The organism is Pseudomonas sp. D47 (genome assembly GCF_045447305.1).
In the GTDB taxonomy this organism is placed as follows: Bacteria; Pseudomonadota; Gammaproteobacteria; order Pseudomonadales; family Pseudomonadaceae; genus Aquipseudomonas.
Map to the genome: position 1 here is coordinate 33,872 of NZ_JBJGXU010000037.1, position 21,938 is coordinate 55,809.

Annotated in this window: 17 protein-coding genes; 7 read left to right on the forward strand and 10 right to left on the reverse strand. The window is 58.5% G+C overall.

Translation table 11 applies throughout. From position 1 onward, the window contains the following. Nucleotides 1-3 precede the first annotated feature (3 nt). Together ACI77I_RS21475 and ACI77I_RS21480 are read left to right on the forward strand one after the other, a co-directional pair. On the forward strand, nt 4-648 hold the full coding sequence (locus ACI77I_RS21475) for a two component system response regulator (protein WP_094951054.1): 645 nt from the start codon (nt 4-6) through the stop codon (nt 646-648). A 116-nt stretch (nt 649-764) separates the two neighbouring features. Continuing rightward, nucleotides 765-1,253 (forward strand): Hcp family type VI secretion system effector, encoded by a 489-nt coding sequence (locus ACI77I_RS21480; RefSeq protein WP_083358425.1) that lies wholly within the window; start codon nt 765-767, stop codon nt 1,251-1,253. A gap of 23 nt (nt 1,254-1,276) precedes the next feature. Here ACI77I_RS21480 and ACI77I_RS21485 read toward each other — a convergent pair whose 3' ends face one another. The 5 genes from ACI77I_RS21485 to ACI77I_RS21505 all read right to left on the reverse strand — a co-directional run bounded on the left by ACI77I_RS21485 (nt 1,277) and on the right by ACI77I_RS21505 (nt 6,352). After that, nucleotides 1,277-1,912 (reverse strand): dTMP kinase, encoded by a 636-nt coding sequence (locus tag ACI77I_RS21485; RefSeq protein WP_083358426.1) that lies wholly within the window; start codon nt 1,910-1,912, stop codon nt 1,277-1,279. A gap of 174 nt (nt 1,913-2,086) precedes the next feature. Further along, a complete protein-coding gene (locus ACI77I_RS21490; protein ID WP_406998340.1) occupies nt 2,087-3,319 on the reverse strand; it encodes a phosphopentomutase in 1,233 nt (410 codons plus the stop codon). Then, nucleotides 3,316-4,623 (reverse strand): thymidine phosphorylase, encoded by a 1,308-nt coding sequence (gene deoA, locus ACI77I_RS21495; RefSeq protein ID WP_406998341.1) that lies wholly within the window; start codon nt 4,621-4,623, stop codon nt 3,316-3,318. Before deoA ends, ACI77I_RS21490 begins: the two co-directional genes overlap by 4 nt. A gap of 10 nt (nt 4,624-4,633) precedes the next feature. After that, nucleotides 4,634-5,899: a NupC/NupG family nucleoside CNT transporter gene (locus tag ACI77I_RS21500; RefSeq protein WP_242149376.1), complete on the reverse strand. Its 1,266-nt coding sequence runs from the start codon at nt 5,897-5,899 to the stop codon at nt 4,634-4,636. A 54-nt stretch (nt 5,900-5,953) separates the two neighbouring features. After that, nucleotides 5,954-6,352 (reverse strand): cytidine deaminase, encoded by a 399-nt coding sequence (locus ACI77I_RS21505; RefSeq protein WP_094951049.1) that lies wholly within the window; start codon nt 6,350-6,352, stop codon nt 5,954-5,956. A 186-nt stretch (nt 6,353-6,538) separates the two neighbouring features. Here ACI77I_RS21505 and ACI77I_RS21510 point away from each other — a divergent pair, with 186 nt between their 5' ends. Beyond that, entirely contained in the window at nt 6,539-7,174 is a 636-nt protein-coding gene (locus tag ACI77I_RS21510) for a hypothetical protein (RefSeq protein WP_406998342.1), read from the forward strand. 244 nt (nt 7,175-7,418) lie between these two features. Here ACI77I_RS21510 and ACI77I_RS21515 read toward each other — a convergent pair whose 3' ends face one another. From ACI77I_RS21515 to ACI77I_RS21535, 5 genes are all read right to left on the reverse strand, one after another. After that, nucleotides 7,419-7,664 carry an Arc family DNA-binding protein gene (locus tag ACI77I_RS21515; protein ID WP_406998343.1) on the reverse strand — a complete coding sequence of 82 codons (246 nt, stop codon included), beginning with the start codon at nt 7,662-7,664 and terminating at the stop codon, nt 7,419-7,421. A 592-nt stretch (nt 7,665-8,256) separates the two neighbouring features. Beyond that, complete coding sequence (locus tag ACI77I_RS21520) at nt 8,257-9,894, reverse strand: GIY-YIG nuclease family protein (protein WP_406998344.1); 1,638 nt, start codon at nt 9,892-9,894, stop codon at nt 8,257-8,259. Beyond that, the gene (locus tag ACI77I_RS21525; protein WP_406998345.1) at nt 9,891-11,933 is read right to left on the reverse strand and encodes an AAA family ATPase; all 2,043 of its coding nucleotides are present in this window, start codon (nt 11,931-11,933) and stop codon (nt 9,891-9,893) included. Before ACI77I_RS21525 ends, ACI77I_RS21520 begins: the two co-directional genes overlap by 4 nt. A gap of 307 nt (nt 11,934-12,240) precedes the next feature. Further along, nucleotides 12,241-13,569: an LLM class flavin-dependent oxidoreductase gene (locus ACI77I_RS21530; protein WP_406998346.1), complete on the reverse strand. Its 1,329-nt coding sequence runs from the start codon at nt 13,567-13,569 to the stop codon at nt 12,241-12,243. 23 nt (nt 13,570-13,592) lie between these two features. Next, complete coding sequence (locus ACI77I_RS21535) at nt 13,593-14,549, reverse strand: ABC transporter substrate-binding protein (protein WP_406998347.1); 957 nt, start codon at nt 14,547-14,549, stop codon at nt 13,593-13,595. Nucleotides 14,550-14,867: 318 nt separating this feature from the next. On the opposite strand from ACI77I_RS21535, the gene ACI77I_RS21540 reads away from it, so the two are divergent. Genes ACI77I_RS21540 through ACI77I_RS21555 form a run of 4 tightly spaced genes read left to right on the forward strand, consistent with a single transcriptional unit; the run spans nt 14,868 to nt 21,676 of the window. Then, nucleotides 14,868-16,475: an efflux transporter outer membrane subunit gene (locus ACI77I_RS21540; RefSeq protein ID WP_406998348.1), complete on the forward strand. Its 1,608-nt coding sequence runs from the start codon at nt 14,868-14,870 to the stop codon at nt 16,473-16,475. Between the two features lie 16 nt (nt 16,476-16,491). Beyond that, nucleotides 16,492-17,679 carry an efflux RND transporter periplasmic adaptor subunit gene (locus ACI77I_RS21545; protein ID WP_406998349.1) on the forward strand — a complete coding sequence of 396 codons (1,188 nt, stop codon included), beginning with the start codon at nt 16,492-16,494 and terminating at the stop codon, nt 17,677-17,679. A gap of 9 nt (nt 17,680-17,688) precedes the next feature. Then, a complete protein-coding gene (locus ACI77I_RS21550) occupies nt 17,689-20,754 on the forward strand; it encodes an efflux RND transporter permease subunit (RefSeq protein WP_406998350.1) in 3,066 nt (1,021 codons plus the stop codon). 22 nt (nt 20,755-20,776) lie between these two features. After that, complete coding sequence (locus tag ACI77I_RS21555; RefSeq protein WP_406998351.1) at nt 20,777-21,676, forward strand: LysR family transcriptional regulator; 900 nt, start codon at nt 20,777-20,779, stop codon at nt 21,674-21,676. Nucleotides 21,677-21,938 lie beyond the last annotated feature (262 nt).

Below are 21,938 nucleotides of genomic sequence, written 5' to 3' on the forward strand. Positions count from 1 at the left end.
CCTATGGCTGACTATCGGATCGTGGTAGTAGATGACCACCCATTGATGCGTGAAGGTTTGCGTGCCCTGCTGCTTGATGTACCTGGAATCAGGATCGTCGGCGAAGCCGAGAATGGCCGCCAGGCATTGGATGTCTGTCGCGCCCTGGAACCGGATTTGCTGCTGCTGGACCTGAACATGCCGGTGATGGACGGCATTTCCGCATTACCGCTTATACGCCAGCGCTGGCCGAGTATTCGCATCCTGGCCCTCACCTCGCGTCTCAGCGAGCAAAACGCCGCCCTCGCGCTGGATGCCGGCGCTGATGGTTACGTGCTCAAAAACAGTACCAGTGACGTGCTTGTCACGGCTATTGCCACCTTGCTCACGGGCAAGCCGTTTCTGGATGCGCATTTAAACACCGACCAGGTCGCTGCACTGCGCGCCAACAGCAGCACACAATCAGGCATCACTCTGACCGATCGCGAACGCCAGGTGCTCAAATTGGTGGCTGAGGGCGCGCGCAACCGCGATGTTGCCGAGCTGCTATGTATCAGCTTGAAAACCGTCGAAACCCATCGTTTGAACTTGATGAAAAAACTCGATGCGCACAATGCTGCGGACCTTACTCAATGGGCATTCAAGCTGGGCGTGTGCATCCAGGAGTGATTCAGGTATTCACCGGAGGGTGGCGGCTGCCAGCCCTCAGTAATCTGACTCCATCGCGAAGCGGCTCGAGGCCCATCGCGTATGTTCACCTCAATGAATGAACTGGAGTACTCGTTATGCCAATGCCCTGCTATCTCACACTGGAAGGCCAGAACCAAGGCAAAATCGAAGGTTCGACCAAAGTCCAGGGCCACGAAGGCAAGATCCTCGTGCAGGCCATAGACCACACCATCGAAATACCGAAAAACCCTCAAACCGGGCTCCCGACAGGCAAGCGCGTGCATGGCGCAATGACCCTCACCAAGGAAATCGACAAAGGCTCGCCCAAGCTTTTCCAAGCGCTGACGTCTGGGGAGCAAATGAAAACTGTGTCCCTGGAGTTCTATCGCATCTCGCCTAAAGGCACTGAAGAGAAGTACTACACGGTAAAGCTTGAGAATGCGGTGCTGGTGTCTATGAAGTCATGGACGCCTAACTGCCTGGACCCGAACAACAAGCAAATGGGCCACATGGAAGACCTGGCGTTTACCTACGAAAAAGTCACCTGGACGTACGAGCCCGACGGTATCGAAGCCGAAGATTCGTGGTTGGCGCCTAAGGTATAGGAAGACAACGAAGGCTACGGCGACTAGCTCCGCGTAGCCTTCGCCCGCATTCGCAGGACGCTGTAGATCTCAGCAATCACCTGAGCCGTGGCGTCCTCGATCGTTGTTTCATTACGGCATAAAACCCAGCCTTGATCGGTCATCGCGCGCTCGAACGCCTGCGTACACGCGACATGTTCTTCCAGCGTATGGATCACCGTACTGCTCAGCCCGCGCCGTCGTCCGGCTGCCCTCGCCCATGAAATATCAGGGGCGGTGACAACGCCGACATGCAGGTCAGGCACTCGCACATTTCGATCAATATTTAACTGCAGAATGTCTGCAAACCGCACGATTCGGCGAAACGCTGCATCGGAGGGGTACCAGCGATCAATCAAGATGATGCTACCGGGTGGCTGTTTAGTCAGTACGTGCTGGGAAATCCAGGCACGGCTATCCGCAAAGCGCTCACACACCCTCAACTCCAAATCCCGGTTGGGGTTTCTGACGAGTGCGTTTACGAGAGCCATTGTTTCAGCCCTATGGGGATCGCTTTTTTGCTCGCTGAGTCGGATCACCTTTTGGTTGCCTGCCCTCAGTGCTTGGGTAACGGCCTCCAAAAGCGTGGTTTTGCCCGTTCCCTTGGGCCCATCGAGAGAAACAAATAGTGGACGACTCATACTTCACATAATGATTGATAGCGGGTTTAGTTACCCTGTTCGTCCGCCCGACCGCTGGGCGTGATGACGCGAACCGAGTGCAGAGCCCATATGAACAGACATTACTGAAGGCGTCGATCATCAATTGGCAAACCCGCTATCAAGCTACCCCGCCCGATTCCAAAGCAGGCGGACTCAAGGATGATCCCTCAGCAAAAACGAGGTCCCCCACGCCAACGGCGCCAACTCCAAATGCGCCGCCAGCGTCTGGCCAATATCGGCAAAGCTGCCGCGCTCGCCCAGCCAGCCTGCTGCTACGCCTGCACCGTACGCCAACACGGGCACATGCTCGCGGGTGTGATCGCTGCCAGGCCGAGATGGGTCGCAACCGTGGTCGGCGCTGATGATCAGCAACGTTTGCGGGTCCATCAACGCCAATAACGCCGGCAGCCTGCGGTCGAAAGCTTCCAGCGCGGCAGCGTAGCCGGCCAGGTCGCGGCGGTGGCCGTAGAGCATGTCGAAGTCGACGAAGTTGGCAAACACCAGGCTGTTGTCTGGCGCCTCCTGGAAGGCCTTGAGTGTGGCATCGAACAGCGCATCGTTGCCGTCGGCCTTGTACAACCGGCTGATGCCGCGGTGCGCGAAGATATCGCCGATCTTGCCCACCGCATGCACGCTGCCGCCGGCTTCGCACACGCGATCAAGCAGCGTCGGCGACGGCGGTGGCACCGTGTAGTCGCGGCGATTGCCAGTGCGGCGGAACTCGCCCGCGTGCTCGCCGGTGAACGGTCGAGCAATGACCCTGCCGACGGTGTATTCATCACACAAATCGCGTGCGATTTCACACACCCGGTACAGCTCATCAAGCCCGAAATGGCGTTCATGAGCGGCGATCTGCATCACGCTGTCGGCCGAGGTGTAGCAAATCGGCTGCTTGCTGCGGATGTGTGCCTCACCCAAGTCGTCCAGCACTGTGGTGCCTGAGGCGTGGCAGTTGCCCAGGATACCCGGCAACCCTGCCCGCTCAATCAGGTCGGCCAGCAACTGTGGCGGGAAGGAGTCGACCGGCCGCTCGAAATACCCCCAGTCGAACAACACCGGCACGCCCATCATTTCCCAATGCCCGGAAGGCGTGTCCTTGCCTGACGATTGCTCCCGCGCATGGCCGTAGGCACCGACCGGTGCCGCGTCTCCCCAGTGGCCCGGCAACGGTCCATCACCACTGGCCGCCGCTGCGGCCCCCAACCCCAGCCGCCCCAGATTCGGCAGGCACAACGGCCCCTGGCGCAACGGGCCATTGGCTTCGCCACGGGCACACGCCTGGGCGATATGGCGCAAGGTGTCGGCGCCTGCATCGCCAAACAGGGCAGCGTCGGCACTGGCGCCGATGCCCAACGAATCCAGCACCAACACGATCGCCTTGCTCATAGCATTGCCTGGATCAAGTCGCGTGCGGCCAGGCGTTCACCGCCTAGCCGGTAGGCTGCGCGCAAGGCGGATGCGCCCTGCCCGGCCTGCTCTTTAGTGCGCGCGTGTACCCAACCCAGGGGCCGTTGCGCACTCACCTGTTCACCGACAAAGGCCAACTCGCTGAAGCCGACGGACAGGTCCAGCACGTCGTCGGGATGACTGCGCCCGCCGCCCAATGCCACCACCGCCAAGCCCACCGCGCGGGTGTCGATCTCGGTGACGCAGCCCTCCTCCTCAGGCCACACCGGTACCGACACGACGGCCTTGGGTAAGTGCGCTTCGGGGTTGCCAGTAAAACCCTGCGGGCCGCCCAGCGCACTGACCATGCGCTCGAATCGCTGCAAGGCTGCCCCGCTCTCCCAGGCCTGATGCAATTGATCACGGGCGTGAGCGTCGTCCCTCGCAATACCGGCCATCGTCAGCACTTGAGTAGCCAGCGCCAAGGTCACCGCCCACAAGCGTTCACTGCGCACCTCGCCCTTGAGCAAGGCGACCGCTTCGGCAACTTCCAGGGCGTTGCCGGCACTGCGGGCCAGTGGCTGGTTCATGTCAGTGATCAGCGCGCGGGTGTTGACCCCAGCGCCGTTGGCCACTGCGACGATGCTGGCGGCCAGCGCTCGCGCCTGTTCCGGCTCGGCCATGAAGGCGCCGTTGCCGGTCTTCACATCCATGATCAAGACGTCGAGGCCGGCGGCGAGTTTCTTGCCGAGGATCGACGCAGTGATCAGATCAATCGACTCCACCGACCCGGTCACATCGCGGATCACATACAGGCGCTTATCCGCGGGCGCCAGGTTGGCGGTCTGGCCGATAATGGCGCAACCGACCTCGGCCACTACCGCGCGCAGGCGTTCAGGGCTGGGTTGGCAGTCGTAGCCGGGGATGCTTTCAAGCTTGTCCAGGGTGCCGCCGGTGTGCCCCAGGCCTCGCCCGGAAATCATCGGCACGTAACAGCCGCAGGCCGCCAGCAACGGCGCCAGCAGCAGGCTGATCATGTCGCCGACGCCACCGGTGGAATGCTTGTCCACGATTGGCCCGGGCAGGTCCCACTTCAGCACTTGGCCGGAGTCGCGCATCGCCTCGGTCAAGGCCAGACGTTCACTCACGTCCATGCCCTTGATGAATACCGCTATGGCGAACGCGGCCACCTGCCCATCGCTGAGGCTGCCGTCGGCAATGCCGGCGACAAACCGTTGAATGTCCATCGCACCAAGCGCATGCCCGTCGCGTTTACGCCGAATCACTTCTTGTGGCAACCACATACCGTGCTCCTTACAGCGAAATGAAAAAGCCGACAATCGCCGCACTCATCAGGTTAGAAAGCGTGCCGCCGATCATGGCCCGCAAGCCCAGCCGCGCCAGTTCCTGACGACGTTGCGGGGCGATACCCGTGAGGCCGCCCAGTTGAATCGCAATCGAAGACAGATTGGCAAAGCCGCACAGGGCGAAGGTGACGATCACCTGGGTGTGGACCGACAACAGCGGCACACCGGCTTCGGCGGCCTTGGCCGGGGTCAGGTAGTTAGCCAGGTCGGCATAGGCGACAAACTCGTTGAGCACCAGTTTTTCACCGATAAAACCGCCGGCCAGGACCGCCTCATGCCACGGCACCCCGAGCAGAAAAGCGAGGGGCGCCAACACATGCCCGAGGACCAGTTGCAGGGTCAGCTGCGGGTAGCCAAACCAGTTGCCCGCCCAGCCCAACAGCCCATTGAACAGCGCAATCAACGCGATAAACGCCAGCAACATGGCGCCGACCGACAAGGCCAGGCGCAAGCCGACCTGGGCGCCCTCGGCGGCGGCGTCGATGATATTGGTGGGGCGATTCTCAGCCTGGCCCAGTTCCTCAATCACCTGTTCGGTGCAGGCCGCTTCGGTTTCCGGCTCCATGAGCTTGGCCATCAACAGGGCCCCCGGCGCCGACATGAAACACGCCGCGATCAGGTACTTAAGCTCAACGCCCAACCCGGCATAGCCCAGCAGCACCGAGCCGGCCACTGCGGCGAAACCACCGACCATCACCGCGAACAGCTCAGAGCGCGTCAGCTTGGCAATGAATGGCCGAACCACTAGCGGCACTTCCGACTGGCCGATGAAAATCGCCGAGGTCACCACCATCGACTCGATGCGACTGGTGCCCAGCAACAGGCGCAAGGTGCCGCCCACCAGCCGGATGATCCAGCCCATCACGCCGATGTAATACAGCACCGAGATAAAGCTGCCGAAGAACACGATCATCGGCAAAACCCGGATGGCGAACACAAACCCGCCACTGCCGAACACTTCAAACATGTGCGGCGAACTCAGGCCGCCGAACAGAAACTCGATGCCTTTGTTCGCGTAAAGCTGCAGCGACGCCACCGCCCCCGACAGCGAGGCCAGCACCGTCTGGCCCCACGGCACGTACAGCGCAAAAGCACCGATCAAGACCTGGATCAAAAACGCGACCGAAACCGTGCGCCAGTTGATCGAACGTCGCTGGTGAGATAAAGCAATGGCAATGAGAATAAGGGTCGCTATTCCGACAAGACTGATCATGCAGGCGTCTCAACAATGGACCACGCGGATGCAGACCCGAAGGCCTGCCCAGGATTAGAAAGCGTCGAAGGCGCCCGGCAGCAATTGCTCCAGGGTCCAGGTACGCGTGGCGGCCGGGTCACTGCCCTGACAAATCACCACTGCATCCTTGGCCATCAACTCCAGCATCACCTGGCGGCAGGCACCGCAAGGGCTTATCAGTGAAACGTTGGGTGCATAAACCGCCATGGCCTTGAAACTGCCTGGCGCATGGCCCTGGCTGATGGCGCTGAACAACGCGCTGCGCTCGGCACAGTTGGTCAGCCCGTAGGAGATGTTCTCCACGTTGCAACCCTGTACCACCTCACCGTCGGCAGTCAGCAACGCCGCACCAACCGGAAAGTGCGAGTAAGGCGAGTACGTGCTCTGGGCGGCACGCTTGGCCTGTTCCATCAAACGCTGTTCAATTGTCATTCACAGGGTCATCCCATCTTATTGCGAGCACGTCCAGGGCGGTCGTGACGCTATTGTGGTGTTATTTAAATAACAATTGATGTGAATATTCAATCTTTTTTTGCGCTTGTGAACAAAGGTACGCGCCGAAGCCCTTGGCTGCCTCAAGTGCACGCGCATATGACGTAGACAGGAGTTGTAGCTCTGTTGGCTCGCAAGGATGTAAGCCTAAAACCCTTCGTTTTCCGACAGCACAGCACAAATACTGATAAATTTTACAGTGGAAAATTCAGAGGCCATCTGAGCATTCAAGTCACGGTACTAAAGGGCGTTTGCATCCTGACGATGGGGGCTATAGCACTCGCCGCGCGCGCAGAGACGTCGGAACAGAGCTATCTGTGTAAGGCGCAAGAAACGCTACTGTTCGGATGCGACTCCGGCCCGAAGATGATCTCGGTGTGCGCATCGCAGGGTTTCTCAGCGACAACAGGCTATGTGCAATACCGATTTGGTACGCCCGGCAACATTGAGTTGAGCTATCCCGAGAAGCTGAGTCCACCGAATGGTCATTTCTGGTTCAGTTCTACGGGCTACTCAGGGGGTGGCGAGGCACATCTGCGCTTCATCAATCGTGGGGTAACCTACGCCGTTTTCGACCGTATGGTGCGCACTAACTTTACCCCTGGGGAACCCAACGACCCTGACATGAGCGAGGGAATAGTCGTGCGTCCGCAGGGCAAGAAAGCGACAAGTCGACTCTGCACTTATTCCGAAGGCGGCATTCGCGCGCAAGCATACACAACCATCGAACGTGAAGACTTCGACGACAACCTCGTTCCATAAGCGGGAAAATGGGTGTTTTGTGGCGCGGATGATTTGGGCTTGGGCTTGGAGGTTTTTTTAGGCAGGGTTCAGGCAATGAAAACGCAGGAAGGCGTTTTAAAGGCTGTGGACGCGAGAGTGTTCGCCAACCAGGTCACGCAATCCATGCGCGGTAAAGAACCTGGTTGCCAAACACGAATTGAGTTTGCAACTGAATCGGTCGAGTGTCTTTAGGACGGCTTAAAATTCAATACCCCCAGGCACTCTACTGGGAAGCAGCCAGTTGTTTTTGCAAACGCTCAACCTCCTCCTCAAGCGTAGTAATGTGCTCAAAGAATAGCGCTTTAATTTTATCGTCCGCAGCGACTAATCGGGTTGCCGCAAAGGATCCCTCAAGCCTCCCGACGATCTCGTTATTCATGCTTCGCCTGTCAGCCTTTGCAGTGGTCTTGATTTTCGCGTGTAGCTCACTTGGAAGGCGGACGATAAAAGCCTCAAGGGTGTTCGACATGTGGGGCTCTAGCTGCTCTAAAGGAGGAATATCATAGGAATATCATTCGGCAGATATCTTTAGGATCTTTCTGAAAAATGCGGCTGAATTTTCCTCGGCTCCTCAGAGCTACCCATGCCTCCCCACGCAGCAGCCTCAATCGGGTTCAAGTGAGTTTTCTGTGGGCAGTTACTCAACATTCAACTGCCCCACGATTTCAACCTCTCCTTCCACACGCTCTCATCTACGACTACCTCAACCGCAGCAGACATTGAGCAAGTCTTTAGAAAGCCCTGAACGGGCGTTACGTGAAATGGAGAAGTTGATCGAGGAGAAGGTGCGTAAGGGGTATCTAAAGCAGGTGGGCTCAATTACGCCGGAACGAGCTAAGCGGGTCCAACGTGGACGAGAGAAGCGCGTTAACTTAGGCGTCAGTGCCCCCTCCGCTGACGCCCGAAACCCAAGCCCGCTGTCTTATCGGATATGAATGCACCGGGTAGCTCGCCTGTAGCGGCCACGAAAAGGCAGGGTTCTATAGTGAGCACGCATGGCTATTCATTTTCGAGCAAATGACATATGAGTTCGCGTTACTTGTATGCGAGCTGGATTTATCTCAAACCTCATCATGGAACAGATCTGTCGTCATAATGATCGAATAGGCATCGTAATCTTCAACCAGTTTGCTTGCATTTATGCGAATGCTGTCTTCCGGATTAAAGAAAGGTTTATCGAGATCGGAAATAAAAGCCAGATCAGTGCGTTTGATCGTCTGGTCGACAAGGTAGCCTGCGATTTCCTCTTCTGTGGTGATTTCAAGCCAGACACGTCCCGGCTCCTGCACAATCCTGATCGCCGCTATATCCGGCCGCAAATGCGCTGGATATCTTTCTCGAAGTCGCTGCGTTATGTCTTCTGCTACGTAGGAGGTGGATAGATTCGGGTTCGGATCAGACATCTCCAGCAGTAACTTGATAGTCTTATCGAGCGGATAACGAAAAAATTCGCGCGCAGTGTCCACACGGAAATCTTCGAGCGCCCGATGCATCATCCTCTCCAGTTCCTGATGGTCCTCGGAAAAGAGTTCAAAGGCCACCTGAAATGGCGTCGGCACGCCAGTGGATGATAACTCGCGCGCACGCGTTCTAGGGTCTCGAAGCGTTCGACCAATCTTGATCAATCCCGGCATGCTTGGATTGACTAGTACATACACATACCCTGGAATCATCGAACCTTTTCTCCCATTAGATAAACCTGATTGCGACGGGCCAGGTTGCAAACTGCCCATTCCTTTCGAACGGGCCAGAGCACTTTCGAAGTCGGCAATCATCCTCGCACGGTGGTTGCCAATAAGGCTTTTGACCATGGCAGAGTAAGGCTTTGACGAAGACGTTCGAGCTTCAAGAGCATCGAAAATACCTTTTGCGGTCTGATTAAGATAATTAAAAAAACGCCCTGGCGGCGTTGAGGCTGCGAGCCAAAGAGCTTGTTCTGCTTTCTGCAGCTGATTTTCTATCTCAAGCATTAGTTCGCTACGTGCTTGGACCAGGCTCACGCGATTCAGGCCGAAGGTTCGATAGGTCGCAAGCCCATACGGGTCCCAGCTGTTTCCCGCTTTAAGCGGAGCAATCAAGCTCAGGCTGCCCTCGACGATCCAGCGCAAATGCCTGTCCGGGTGTCGCCGAGTTGGATCTATCAAATAGGCGTCTTCACGGTCCAGGTCGTCACCATCAGTGACCGCGCGCGTTCCGCCAATGGGGAAGGCGTCATACTTACCGAGCTTGTAGGCACCTTTTTTGATTTTTTGGGTATAGGGCTGCTCAGCGTTGAACATCCGGACTTCATGGTATTGGCTGCCGTTGCAGTGAATACAGCTGGGCAGCAGATTTGTCCATTCGGACGCCAGCCACCAATAACCGGTATGGGTGGGATCCTCAGCCACACGGCTCTTAGGCCGGAAGTGCTCGACCTGCGCGGACATCACTGCTCTATAGTCAGATTCGCAATAAGCGCATTTTTTGTGAAAGAGCTTCTCTAGTTTTTCTTTCACATCTGGGGCTTGGTAGGCCCTGAACGTGTAGGTCGTTTTCGGCTTCTTTTTTTTTGCTGTGTTCGTCTGGGGTTGCACGGGTGCAGGTAGAGCCGCCAGAGCAGCATAAAAGGCAGTGGCCTTGGTTTTTTCCTTGCAGCCCTTACCTTTTGGGGCTGTAAGCGACGTCGGTGGCGTAACGTTGTCACGCTTTACAAAAATCATTCACCGACCTCACTCGCATCACTGCGCAAACGCTGAAGAATGAGGTTGATTGACTCTTCACGGACTTCAGCTCGGTCGAGCCGGTTAGAGCGAAACTGCTCGACGATATGTCGGCGCAGGGCCTCGTTCACCACCTGGCGTTCCGGCGTGTCGCCAATCATTGTGAAAGCGTCTAGCCGCTCTGAAAATTGCTCCTGCGCCAAGGTGTTGTGGTTGTCCGAAAGAACAAGTTCATCAAGTCGCCGCAGGGTTTCAGGTTCGGATGTGCTGGCCAGGCCAAAGTACTCCGAGGTCAACAACTGCTCGGCGCGCATGCCAGTAACGCCTGGTAGCCCTTTCAGTTCTACGATTTCCTTGGCGTCATCGCGTAGCAGTACATGCACCTCGCCATCGAACATCCCCCTCAGGCAAAGTGGGTCATGGGTTGTAAAAATAAACTGGACCTGTGGCATAGCATTACGCAGCGCACTCACCACCTGCATTTTCCAGCGTGGGTGCAGATGGATTTCGATTTCATCGATCAGGACAAGGCCACGTGAGCTCTCCAAGCTTCCCCATTCGTTGACCATGTTGCGCATTATATCCAGGGCCATTGCAAATAATGACCGGTAACCATCGCTAAGCTGAGGCAAAGGTATGTACTCGCCGCCTTTACGGATAAAAATCCCGCCCTGCTCCGCACAGATGATTTCATCCTCATTCCCCAGATTGAGAACCTCGCGAAGGGTACGCGCTACCGTTGGAAAGGTTTCCTTGCCAAGGGACTTAAGCCATTCAGCTGAGTGCGGTAAATCCCGCTGCTTGTCGAACAGCGAAACGATGCTGGATACTTTTTCTATGTTCTCGTAGTTCGTCGACTGATCATCGAAAAAACGATGGGCGCCATAGCCGAGAACCAGAGTGCTCGAGAAGTTCTTACGACGGATTACCCCACCGCGCTGAATGTTAACTTCATTGATATTGCCGTCGTCGAAGGTGACCTTGATCCGAGCTTGAGCCGATCGCCTGCTATCAGGGGGCTGTCGGGGTTCGGATCTTGAGTGGCGCAGAAAAGAATCAAAACTTACCTTGACCTGCTTACTCAGGGACGGACTCATCGTGCCCAGAGCAATTGCCTGAAGAAGCGAGCTTTTACCGACGGCGTTTTCCCCAAGTAGCACCACGGCAGGTGCTATGCCGCGCTCGTCGACTCCGAGGCTGGAAAATTCAATATTGAAGTTGCCAAATCCCTTGAAATTTCGGATATGGACCGAGCGAATCCTTGCAAATTGGGTTGTTTCATCCTCATCGTCCGTTTCGGTCTCATCGGCAGGGCGAACTGTTTTTAGTCTGGTCTGCCCACTCAGATGATCAATAAAGTCGTCCCACATTGTCGAATCGCTGAAGTCAATAAATCCGCCCAACTCGGTGATGAACTGACCCATCCCGGGTGGAGTTTTTCTTACCGAGGTTGCCAGCAAGGCGTCGGTTATCCAGTTTTTTGCCGCGCCTATATGGACGTGACGATCATCCAGGTTACGCTCCAGGGTTGACAATATATTAGCGGAGCTACTCCCCCGTAACTGTCCGATCAGGACGATCAGCTCAGAAAAAAGGCGAGCCCGCAGTTGCTTGAGCTCACTGCGATTGAGCTTCAGAATTTCGACCGTTTCTTCGCCTCGTTGAGTTCGACCGATACAGGCTCCATCAGGGTGAAATTTTAGATGATCATAGGGATTGTCATGAGAAGGATCGATAAGAACCGGCCCTTCTTCATCGGCAAATTCAAACGGCGTGAATGGCGCAATGCGGCTTTTCTGTGTAGGGAACTGCGTGTTCTTAAAGCCTACGCAAGTCGCGCAGGCAAGAACAAAATTGTTCCACTCGTAGGCATACCACACGTAGTGATCGGGACTCGGAGCGCCCGGGTAGCCGACACGGCCTTTTGCGTTCATCAGTGGGCGATGGTGATGCACCGCAAGCTCAGAATGCCCAATGCCTTTCTCGCAGTATCCGCACTTGCCATAAAAGATATCGGCGAGCGCTGACTTCACTCTCATGGAGCTCCACTTTCGTGGATTGATTTTCGGTCGACGTGTCAGTCGAGACTGTTCTGGGAGTTCGAAGTGCTCACGCAACAGAGACATTTCGCCAATCAAAGCCTCAACGTTGAGTTCCTCTGGAGCACTGTCTGGATGGCGCGATACATGTCTCAACGTCAGTTCCTTTAACTTGAGAGGCCAGACCTGAGGCCGCAGACGTTAAAGTCAGGCAACCACAGGCATTATAAAAAGCGGCCGCAAGCTTAAACTTTCCAGGCGCCAGGTAGCAACAGACCACTATCCTCAGCGAGCTACAGTCGAATATTCAGATGACTGTCTGAACGAACCGCGGTATCCCCAACCCCAAACTCTCCCGCAACGTCGTCCCCTCATACGCCGTGCGATACACCCCACGGGCCTGCAACAACGGTACAACTTCCTGCGTAAACCGCGTGAACTGCTGCGGATGCCCAATATAGATATTGAACCCATCCACCGCCCGCGCCTGGAGCCACTCCTCCATCTTCCGCGCAACCGTATCCGCCGTCCCCACAAACGCCCCCGGGCGTAGTTGCCGTCCAAACTCCACCGCCTGGCGCAACGTGAAGCCTTTCTCCCGTGCCTGGTCAGCAATGCGTTTGGCATTGGTGAAAAAGCTGCTGCGTGCCGCTTCCAGGCTCTCTTGCGGAAACGGCGCATCGAGGTCGTACTGGCTGAAATCATGCCAGCCGAAGTTGCGCCCAAACTCCTTGAGCGCCAGTTCAAAACTGTGATCCGCCTGATGGTAGTGCTGCTCGATTTCACGTGCGTGCTCATCGGTGTCGCCCACATAAATCTCGGCGCCGGGCATGACCAATAATTGCTCCGGGTCGCGACCGTGTTGCGTCGCCCTGCCCTTTATATCCCGGTAAAACGCCTGGCCCTGTTCGATGCTGGCCGCGTGGGTGAAGATCACATCCGCCGTGGCGGCGCCCAGGTCGCGGCCTTGCTCTGAATCACCGGCTTGGAAGATCACTGGCTGGCCTTGCGGTGAGCGTTGGATGTTCAGCGGGCCGACCACCGAAAAGTGTTCGCCCTTGTGGTTCAGGCTGTGCAGTTTGCTTGGGTCGAGGAACTGCCCGGTCGCACGGTCACGCACGAAGGCGTCTTCCTCGTAGGAGTTCCACAGGCCTTGCACCACTTGGACGTGTTCGGCGGCGCGGCCGTAGCGGGTGTCGTAGTCGTAGTGCTCGTCGCGGCTGTAGTTGCCCGCGGTGCCGGCGTCTCCGCTGGTGACCACGTTCCAGCCGGCGCGGCCTTTGCTGATCAGGTCGAGTGAGGCCAGGCGTCGCGCGACGTTATAGGGCGAGTTGTAAGAGGTCGTCAGCGTACCGACCAGCCCCAAATGCCGCGTGGTGACGGCCAGCGCGGACAGCAGCGTCAGCGGCTCCAGGCGATTGAGGTAATGGGAGGGCGAGCCCGGTGTGATGAACTGGCTGTCGACGATAAACATCAAGTCGAACAGGGCTGCCTCGGCCTGGCGGGCAATGTCGATGTACCAGTCGACGTTGACGCTGGCGTCGGCCGGCAATTGCGGGTCTAGCCATAGGTTGTGGCGGCCCGGCCCGCCGCAACCCATGGTCAGGGCACCGAGTTTGAGCTGTCTTTTGGTCATGGCTGAAATATTCCTTGAAGCGTTCAGGGCTGGGTTTTGGCGACGACTGGCTGCAAGGAGGCCGAGAAGGAGTCGTCGAACAGGCTAGCTGCCGAGTAAGACTTGACCAGGCCCTGGTTTGCGAAGAAGTCCACAGTCTTTTGCGCGTCTACCGGCGATTGCGCCGTGAGCGGTTCGACCGTGGTGCGCGCGCGGGCAAACCAGGCGCGGGCGATGGCCGCATCGGCGCGGGTGCGTTTGGCCCAGGCATCAGCATAGGCGTCAGCGTTGGCCGGGTTTTGGCGCGTCCAGTCGCGGGCTTTTTTCAGGCGCTGGAGGAAGTCGCTGATTTGCGCGCGCTTGGCATCGACAGCCTTGGCGTTAGCGGCAATAAAGCTCTGGGCCGGGATCAAACCTTCAGCGGTTGCAAGCACCCGCGCCCCTTGGCGTTCCTGTTGCGTGACGTAGGGTTCCCAGGTGGCGATGACGTCAACCGAGCCACCTTCCAGCGCATGGGAAGCGTCCAGTGCGCTGAGGTAGCGCAGTTCGAGTGAGTCGCGCGGGACGCCGGCTTTGTCCAGCGCAGTGAGCAACAATTGCTGGCTCCATGAACCCTTCCACACCGCCGCACGCTTGCCGGCAAGATCGGCCAGGCTGTGAATCGACGAGTCCTTTCTGACCAGGATGGCCACGCCGTCGAGGTTTTGCCGGCTGACGGCAATCACCTTGATCGGCGCGCCCAATGCGCCCAGGAACAGCACCGGCGCATCACCGAGCAGGCCGATATCCAGGCTGTTGGCGTTGAGTGCTTCGGCAACCGGCGAGCCTGCGGTGAACTGCTTCCATTCAAGTGTGTACGGCAGGTTTTCAAGCACGCCCGCCGCCTCCATCACGGCTTGGGCGTTGTAGCTTTGGTCACCCACCACCAGCGTTTGCGCGTTCGCGGTCAGGCACAGCGCAGTGGCAGCCAACCCGGCCGCCAGTTTTGTCAGGTAACGCACGTTCGTCTCCAGATGCCTGGTCAGGCATGCAAGTCGATCCGCGCGTGCGGTCTCGGCAGTGTTCGTAGGGGTTCATACGATGCGGTTATAAATAGCGCGTGTAAAATACTGATAACGCATAACGTAATTCATAAATAATGCGGCTCACGCATTTTCAGCGCATGGGCGATGCGCCTGCACATTGCGCGGTGCCTGGCGCCGCCTACACTGGTTTAAACCCACGCAGCCCGCGTTGTTTTTCAGTGGCTCCGCCGGATGTACCAGCACGTTTTTGCTCAACCATAAAAGCAGTTAACCAACTGATTAATCAGAGTAAATATGAAAGATCAGCTTCGGCGGCGTGCATCAGCGGCAGCAAAAGCCCGCACCCCATCCCGACATTCATACCTTCTGGCTCCGCTGAGCCTGCTGTGCCTCGCCCTCGCCGGCTGTACCGTCGGGCCTGATTTCTCACGGCCCGATGTGCCAGCGAATGCCGACTATTCAAGCGAAAAACTCACCCGCACGGCCCAGGCGGATATCGACCCCGGTGGCGCTGCGCAGCGGCTGATCGCCGGGATGGATATTCCCGGGCAATGGTGGACGCTGTTCCGTTCCCCAACACTCAACGCCCTGGTCGAAGAGGCCCTGCGCGCGAACCCGGATGTGAGCGCCGCCCAAGCAGCGTTACGCCAGGCCAACGAGCGGGTGTATGCCGACCAGGCGTCGCTGTTTCCCTCGGTGAGCGGCAACGTACAGAAAGCCCGTGAGAAGGTCTCGGGCGTCACGTCAGGCATCTCCGAATCACCCATTCTCACCGTGAGTTCTGCGTCGCTGAGCGTGTCGTACGCCCCGGATGTGTTCGGCGGCACGCGCCGGCAAATCGAATCCACCACGGCGCAAGCCGAGTACGAGCGCTTCCAACTCGAGGCGACTTACCTCACCTTGACCTCCAATGTGGTCAACACCGCCGTGAGCCTAGCGTCGTTACGTGATCAGGTCGCCGCCACTGAAGAAATCATCAAACTGCAGGGCGGTCAGCTCGACCTGCTGCAAGCTCAGCGCCGACTGGGCGCCATCGGCGATAGCGACGTGCTCACGCAGCAAACCGCTCTGGCGCAAACCCGTGCGACCTTGCCGCCGCTGCAAAAGCAATTGGCACAGACCCGCAACCAGTTGATGGCGTACCTCGGGCGCTTTCCGAACCAGGATCAAGGCGAGCGATTCAACCTGGCTTCCTTGCACTTGCCGGAAGAATTGCCGGTCAGCCTGCCCTCGGCCATCGTTGGCCAGCGCCCGGATGTGCGTTCAGCGCAGGCGCAACTGCATCAGGCCAGCGCCAATATTGGTGTGGCCGTCGCCAATCAGTTGCCGCAGTTCAGCATTACCGGGGCGTTGGGCTCTACAGTGGCGAGCGGGACCAAATTGTTTTCATCGGGCAGCGGCGTCTGGAGCCTGGCCGGTTCTATCACCCAACCGATCTTTGATGCCGGCGCACTCGAACACCGCAAACGTGCGGCCGTGGCCGCTTATGACGAGTCCGCCGCGCGCTATCGCGGCACGGTGATTACTGCGTTCCAAGATGTGGCCAACGCGTTGCGGGCGCTGGAGGCGGATGCCGATGCGCTCAATCAACAGGTCGTGGCCGAACGCTCCGCGCAAGCCAACCTGGACCTGGTGCAAGCCCAGTTCCGCCTCGGCGCGGTGGCGTATATCAACTTGCTCACGGCCCAGCAAACCTACCAAAACACCGTGCTCGCGCGCGTCAAAGCCCAGGCCGCCCGCTACAGCGACACCACAGCGCTGTTCCAGGCATTGGGTGGCGGCTGGTGGAATCGCACGGATGTGGACCCCGCCACTAAGGGCAAGCCGGACCGCTTCGGCCTGCCGTCGTGGCAAGAGATCATGCCAGCCAGCAATAAGGCTGCACCTGAATTGAATCATTGAAACAGTGAGAACCCCCATGGCTGACGTTCAGACTGCCTCTGCCCTGCCCCCCGAGCCCGGCGTACCGCGCAAGCGTCGCATGTGGCGGCCGATGCTGATCATGGTCGCGGTGGTACTGGTGATCGTCGCGATCATTGCCGGGGTGAAATTCGTGCAGATTTCAGCGCTGATCGCCCAATCCAAAGCGCCGCTGCCTGCCGCCGTGGTGACGGCCATGCAGGTGCCGTTCAGCGATTGGCAGCCGAGCGTTTCCGCCGTGGGCTCGATGAGGGCGGTGCGCGGCGTGGACGTGACCACAGAAGTCGGTGGCATCGTGCGCACGATTGGCTTCAAACCCGGGCAAGAGGTGGCAGCCCAGGCGTTGCTGGTGCAATTGAATGCCGACTCGGATATCGCGCAATTGCACGCCTTGGAGGCGACTGCCGACCTGGCCGGCATCGTGCTCAAGCGCGACAAGGCGCAACTGGCGGTAAACGCCATCTCCCAAGCCCAAGTCGACACCGACACCGCCGACCTGAAAGCCAAACTCGCCGCCGCTGAACAACAGCGCGCGCTGGTGGCGAAAAAAACCATTCGCGCACCGTTTGCCGGGCGCATCGGCATTACCAGCGTCAACCCCGGGCAATACCTCAACCCCGGCGACAAAATCGCTACGCTGCAGACCTTTGACCCGATCTACATCGACTTCAGCGTGCCACAGACTCAGCTGGCGGCCATCGCCATCGGCCAAGGTGTGGCGGTGACGGCTGACGGCCTGTCCAACCAAACCTTCAGCGGTCGGATCAGCACCATCGACACCCAGTTTGACTCAACCACGCGCAATGTCACCGTCGAAGCCACCGTAGAGAACCCCAAGCAAAGCCTGGTACCGGGCATGTTCGCCCGCGCGGTGGTCAACTCGGGCACCACCCAGCGCTACCTCACTGTTCCGCAAACCTCGGTGACTTACAACCCTTACGGCACCACGGTGTTCATCGCCACGTCGAGCAAAAACGACAAGGGCGAGGAAGTACTCACCGCACAGCAAACCTTCATCAAGACCGGGCCGACCCGTGGTGATCAGGTCGCGATTTTGTCGGGCGTGAAGGAAGGCGATCTGTTGATTACCAGCGGCCAGATGAAGCTCAAAAATGGCTCGCCGGTAAAGGTCGATAACAGCGCCGCGCCGCTGAATGACCCCGCGCCGACTCCTCAAGAACACTAAAGGTGGCCCATGAAGCTTACCGATACCTTTATTCAGCGGCCGGTCTGGGCCGTGGTGGTCTCGCTGTTCATCCTGATCCTGGGGCTGCGCTCGATCTTCGAACTGCCGGTGAACCAATGGCCGCGCACCGAAAATACCGTGGTCACTATCACCACCGCCTACTATGGCGCCGATGCATCCACGGTCGCCGGCTTTATCACCCAGCCACTGGAGTCGGCGATTGCCCAAGCCCAAGGCATCGACTATTTGTCGTCGACCAGCATCACCGGCGTCTCGACCATTACCGCCACACTGCGGCTGAACTACGACGCCAGCAAGGCACTCACCGAGATCAACACCCAGGTCAACTCGGTCAAGAACCAACTGCCGGCCCAGTCCCAGGAGCCGGTGCTGACAATTGCCGTGGGGCAGACCACCGACGCCATGTACCTGGGCTTCTACAGCGACACGCTGGCCACCAACAACATCACCGATTACCTGGTGCGGGTGGTCAAGCCCAAGCTGGATTCGATCCAGGGCGTGCAAACCGCAGAAATCCTCGGCGGGCGCCAGTTCGCCCTGCGAGCCTGGATGGACCCGGACAAACTGGCCGCGCATAACGTCACGGCGCAGGACGTGTCCACCGCCTTGGCCAACAACAACTACCTGTCTGCCGTCGGCTCGACTCGCGGGCAAACCGTGACAGTGGACCTGACCGCCGGCACCGATTTGCACACGGTGGATGAATTCAAACGGCTGGTGATCAAACAGAAAGGCGATGCGCTGGTGTACCTGGAGGATGTGGCCACCGTGACCCTTGGCGCCGAAAGCTACGACAGCAGCGTGGCGTTTTCCGGCAAGCGTTCGGTGTTCATCGGCATCAAGGCGGCGCCCACCGCGAACATCCTGACCGTCGCCGACAGCGTGCGCGAAGCCTTCCCCGAGCTGCAATCGCAACTGCCCGCCGGCGTGCGCGGCGAGATCGTGTATGACTCCACGGCGTTCATCAATACCTCGATTTACGAGGTGGTGAAGACCTTGGTCGAGGCGATGCTCATTGTCTCGGTGGTCATCTACCTGTTCCTCGGTTCGTTCCGCGCGGTGATCGTGCCGCTGGTGGCGATTCCGCTGTCGCTGGTCGGGACCTTCTTCATCATGTACCTGCTGGGTTATTCAATTAACCTGCTGACCCTGCTCGCGCTGGTGTTGGCGATCGGCTTGGTGGTGGACGACGCGATTATCGTGGTGGAAAACGTCGACCGGCATATCAAGGAAGAAGGCAAAGGCGTACTGGAAGCCGCGCTGATCGCGGCGCGGGAACTGGGCGGCCCGATCATCGCGATGACCGTGGTGTTGATTGCCGCGTACGTGCCCATCGGCCTGCGCAGCGGGCTCACCGGAGCACTGTTCAAGGAGTTCTGTTTCTCGCTGGCGGGTGCCGTGACCGTGTCGGCCGTGGTGGCGTTGACGCTGTCGCCGATGATGACCTCCAAGCTGTTCAAAACCGGGCAGGAAGAAGGTCGTTTCGCGCGCAAGCTCGACCAGTACTTTGACTGGCTGCGTGGGCGTTATCACCGCGTCCTGTCCGGCGGGCTGGATATCTGGCCGGTGCTGGTGACCTTTGGCTTTGTGCTGTTCCTGCTGGTCGCCGCCAGTGGCATGACCGCCAAAAGTGAACTGTCGCCCACCGAAGACCAAGGGCTGGTGTTCATGCAGATCAAAGGCGCGCCGACGGCTTCGCCGCAGCAGATGGAGCGCATTGCCGACCAGGCCTTCCAGATCGCCAACAAAGAGCCTGAATACGCGCAGATGTTCCAACTCACCGGCTTGCCCATCCTCAACCAAGGCCTGGGCGGCGTGCTGCTGAAAACCTGGGATGATCGCACGCGCTCCCAGGCCCAGCTGATACTCGACCTGCAGCAAAAATGGAACCAGGTGCCGGGCGCGACCATTGCGGCCTTCCCGCTGCCGTCGTTGCCGGGCGCCCAGGGTTTACCGGTGCAGTTTGTGATCACCACCACCGATTCGGTGGAAAACCTCAATGAAGTCGCGCAAGCGGTGATGGCCGAAGCGCAAAAACAACAGCTGTTCTGGTTCGCTGACATGGATTTGAAACTGGATAAACCCCAGGCACGTCTGGTAGTCGACCGGGAAAAAATCGCAGCGTTGGGCATGACTCAGGCAGACGTCGGCGCCGCGCTGTCTGCGGCGTTGGGCGGCAACTACGTGAACTACTTCTCGACCGCCGGGCGCTCGTACAAAGTCATACCCCAAGTGCTACAGGTCAACCGCCTGAACCCGGAGCAGATTCTCGACTACTACATTCGCACACCGGCAGGTGCCATGATCCAGGCCCGTACGGTGGCGCATATAGAGACCTCGACGCAGCCCGAATCGATCAACCACTTCCAGCAGCTCAACTCGGCAACGCTGTCAGGCGTGAGTGGCGTGGCCCAAGGCGAACTGCTGGCCAAACTCAACACGATCCTCGCCCACGTGGCGCCCTCGGGCTACACCTCAGACTTTGCTGGCGAGTCACGCCAGTTCATCCAAGAGTCAGGTGGCTTTTTCGGGTTGCTGATGTTCTCGATCCTGATCGTGTACCTGGCCCTGGCCTTCCAATTCGAGAGCTTCCGTGACCCGGTGGTGATCCTGTTCTCGGTGCCGCCCGCCCTGTTTGGCGCCCTCGCCTTCATCACCATGGGTTACGCGTCGATCAACGTGTACACCCAGGTCGGCCTGGTGACGCTACTCGGTTTGATCACCAAACACGGGATTCTGATCGTGCAGTTCGCCAACGAATTGCAGCGCGCCGGCCACAGCAAGCGTGAGGCGATTGAAGAGGCAGCGGCCGTGCGTCTGCGTCCGATCCTGATGACCACGGCGGCAATGGTGCTGGGCGTAGTGCCACTGGTGTGGGCCTCCGGCGCCGGGGCTGCGGGGCGACATGATATGGGGCTGGTGATCTTTGCCGGGCTGTCGATTGGTACGCTGCTGACGTTGTTTATGGTGCCGGCGATGTATATGTTTATTGGGGAAACGCATCGTCAGGAAGCTCAGCAGACACTCCCAGGCTCAGACTTGAGGACAACATAAACCTAAGCCCGGCAGGTCACTTTTGGATTATTTCACCGCGCTAACCGCCTTTGTCGAAGCCGCCGAAGGCAACAACTTCTCGCGTGCAGCCGAGCGGCTCGGCATCAAGGCTTCAACCGTTTCCCGCTACGTGAAGGACCTTGAACAGGACCTGGGCATCGCCTTGTTCAACCGCTCGACACGCACGCTGCACCTGACCGAAGGCGGCCAGACGTTTTTGATGCACGCGCACAGGGTGCTGGATGAGCTCGAACAGGCGAAGGCGGCGACGTCGGCGCTGAACCAGCAACCGCGCGGGGTGCTCAAGCTCAACTTGCCGCCAGCGTTTGCCCGTCACCATATCCTTCCCGTGTTGAAGGCGTTTCTGGCTCGCTACCCGCAGATCAAGGTAGAGCTGATGTTGGAGGAGGCGCAGGTCAACCTGATTCATTCGGGCGTGGATTTGGCCATCCGGATTGGCGCGCTGGCTGATTCCACGCTCAAAGCGCGCAAGATCTGCGCTGGCAAGTACCTGTTGGTGGCAAGTCCGACCTTTTGCGCTGTGCACCCTGCACCGTCAATGCCGGCAGAGCTGGCCCGCCTGCCCGCCATACTGAGTAAGCATGATTTTGCGTTTGCCTCCTCCGATGAAGTAGTGCCGCTGGTACATAACGACTGTATCCGTATCAACGACCTCGATGCGCAACTGATCGCGGTGCGCCAAGGTCTGGGTTTTGCCCTACTGCCTGACTGGTTGGTGGCCACCAGTATTGAAGCGGGAGCCCTACAGGTGTGGCTGCCACAATGGAACATCCTCGGTGCTGAGCAGGAATTTTCTGTGTGGTTTGTCTATCCGCCCAAGCGAATCGTGTCGTCTAAGGTCAGGTGCTTTATCGACTTCATCGTTGAGCAGTTGGGCGAAACACCTTATTGGCAACGGTAGATCTGTCCGTCTGCGGGTCTAGCGGGACGCGGAGCGTCCAGGGCGGCATTCCCACGCAGAGCGTGGGAACGATCGTCACTGCTAGACCGAGGTGTCTGCATCGCAGGCAAGCCAGCTCCCACATTGGGATCTCAGTACATCAGGCCGAGAGTGTACTGCCGTACTTTTGCCCTGCTTTTGCTTCTACCACTCAGGTCGGCTACTAGGCCGCCGTGCTCTGCTTTTGATCTTGATCTTGATCTTGATCTGAGGCGCCCCGTTA

Coding starts and splice junctions, on each gene's coding strand:
- ACI77I_RS21475 (WP_094951054.1), top strand. CDS start 4: ATGGCTGACTATCGGATCGTGGTAGTAGATGACCACCCATTGATGCGT.
- ACI77I_RS21480 (WP_083358425.1), top strand. CDS start 765: ATGCCAATGCCCTGCTATCTCACACTGGAAGGCCAGAACCAAGGCAAA.
- ACI77I_RS21485 (WP_083358426.1), bottom strand. CDS start 1,912: ATGAGTCGTCCACTATTTGTTTCTCTCGATGGGCCCAAGGGAACGGGC.
- ACI77I_RS21490 (WP_406998340.1), bottom strand. CDS start 3,319: ATGAGCAAGGCGATCGTGTTGGTGCTGGATTCGTTGGGCATCGGCGCC.
- deoA (WP_406998341.1), bottom strand. CDS start 4,623: ATGTGGTTGCCACAAGAAGTGATTCGGCGTAAACGCGACGGGCATGCG.
- ACI77I_RS21500 (WP_242149376.1), bottom strand. CDS start 5,899: ATGATCAGTCTTGTCGGAATAGCGACCCTTATTCTCATTGCCATTGCT.
- ACI77I_RS21505 (WP_094951049.1), bottom strand. CDS start 6,352: ATGACAATTGAACAGCGTTTGATGGAACAGGCCAAGCGTGCCGCCCAG.
- ACI77I_RS21515 (WP_406998343.1), bottom strand. CDS start 7,664: ATGTCGAACACCCTTGAGGCTTTTATCGTCCGCCTTCCAAGTGAGCTA.
- ACI77I_RS21520 (WP_406998344.1), bottom strand. CDS start 9,894: ATGATTTTTGTAAAGCGTGACAACGTTACGCCACCGACGTCGCTTACA.
- ACI77I_RS21525 (WP_406998345.1), bottom strand. CDS start 11,933: ATGAGAGTGAAGTCAGCGCTCGCCGATATCTTTTATGGCAAGTGCGGA.
- ACI77I_RS21530 (WP_406998346.1), bottom strand. CDS start 13,569: ATGACCAAAAGACAGCTCAAACTCGGTGCCCTGACCATGGGTTGCGGC.
- ACI77I_RS21540 (WP_406998348.1), top strand. CDS start 14,868: ATGAAAGATCAGCTTCGGCGGCGTGCATCAGCGGCAGCAAAAGCCCGC.
- ACI77I_RS21545 (WP_406998349.1), top strand. CDS start 16,492: ATGGCTGACGTTCAGACTGCCTCTGCCCTGCCCCCCGAGCCCGGCGTA.
- ACI77I_RS21550 (WP_406998350.1), top strand. CDS start 17,689: ATGAAGCTTACCGATACCTTTATTCAGCGGCCGGTCTGGGCCGTGGTG.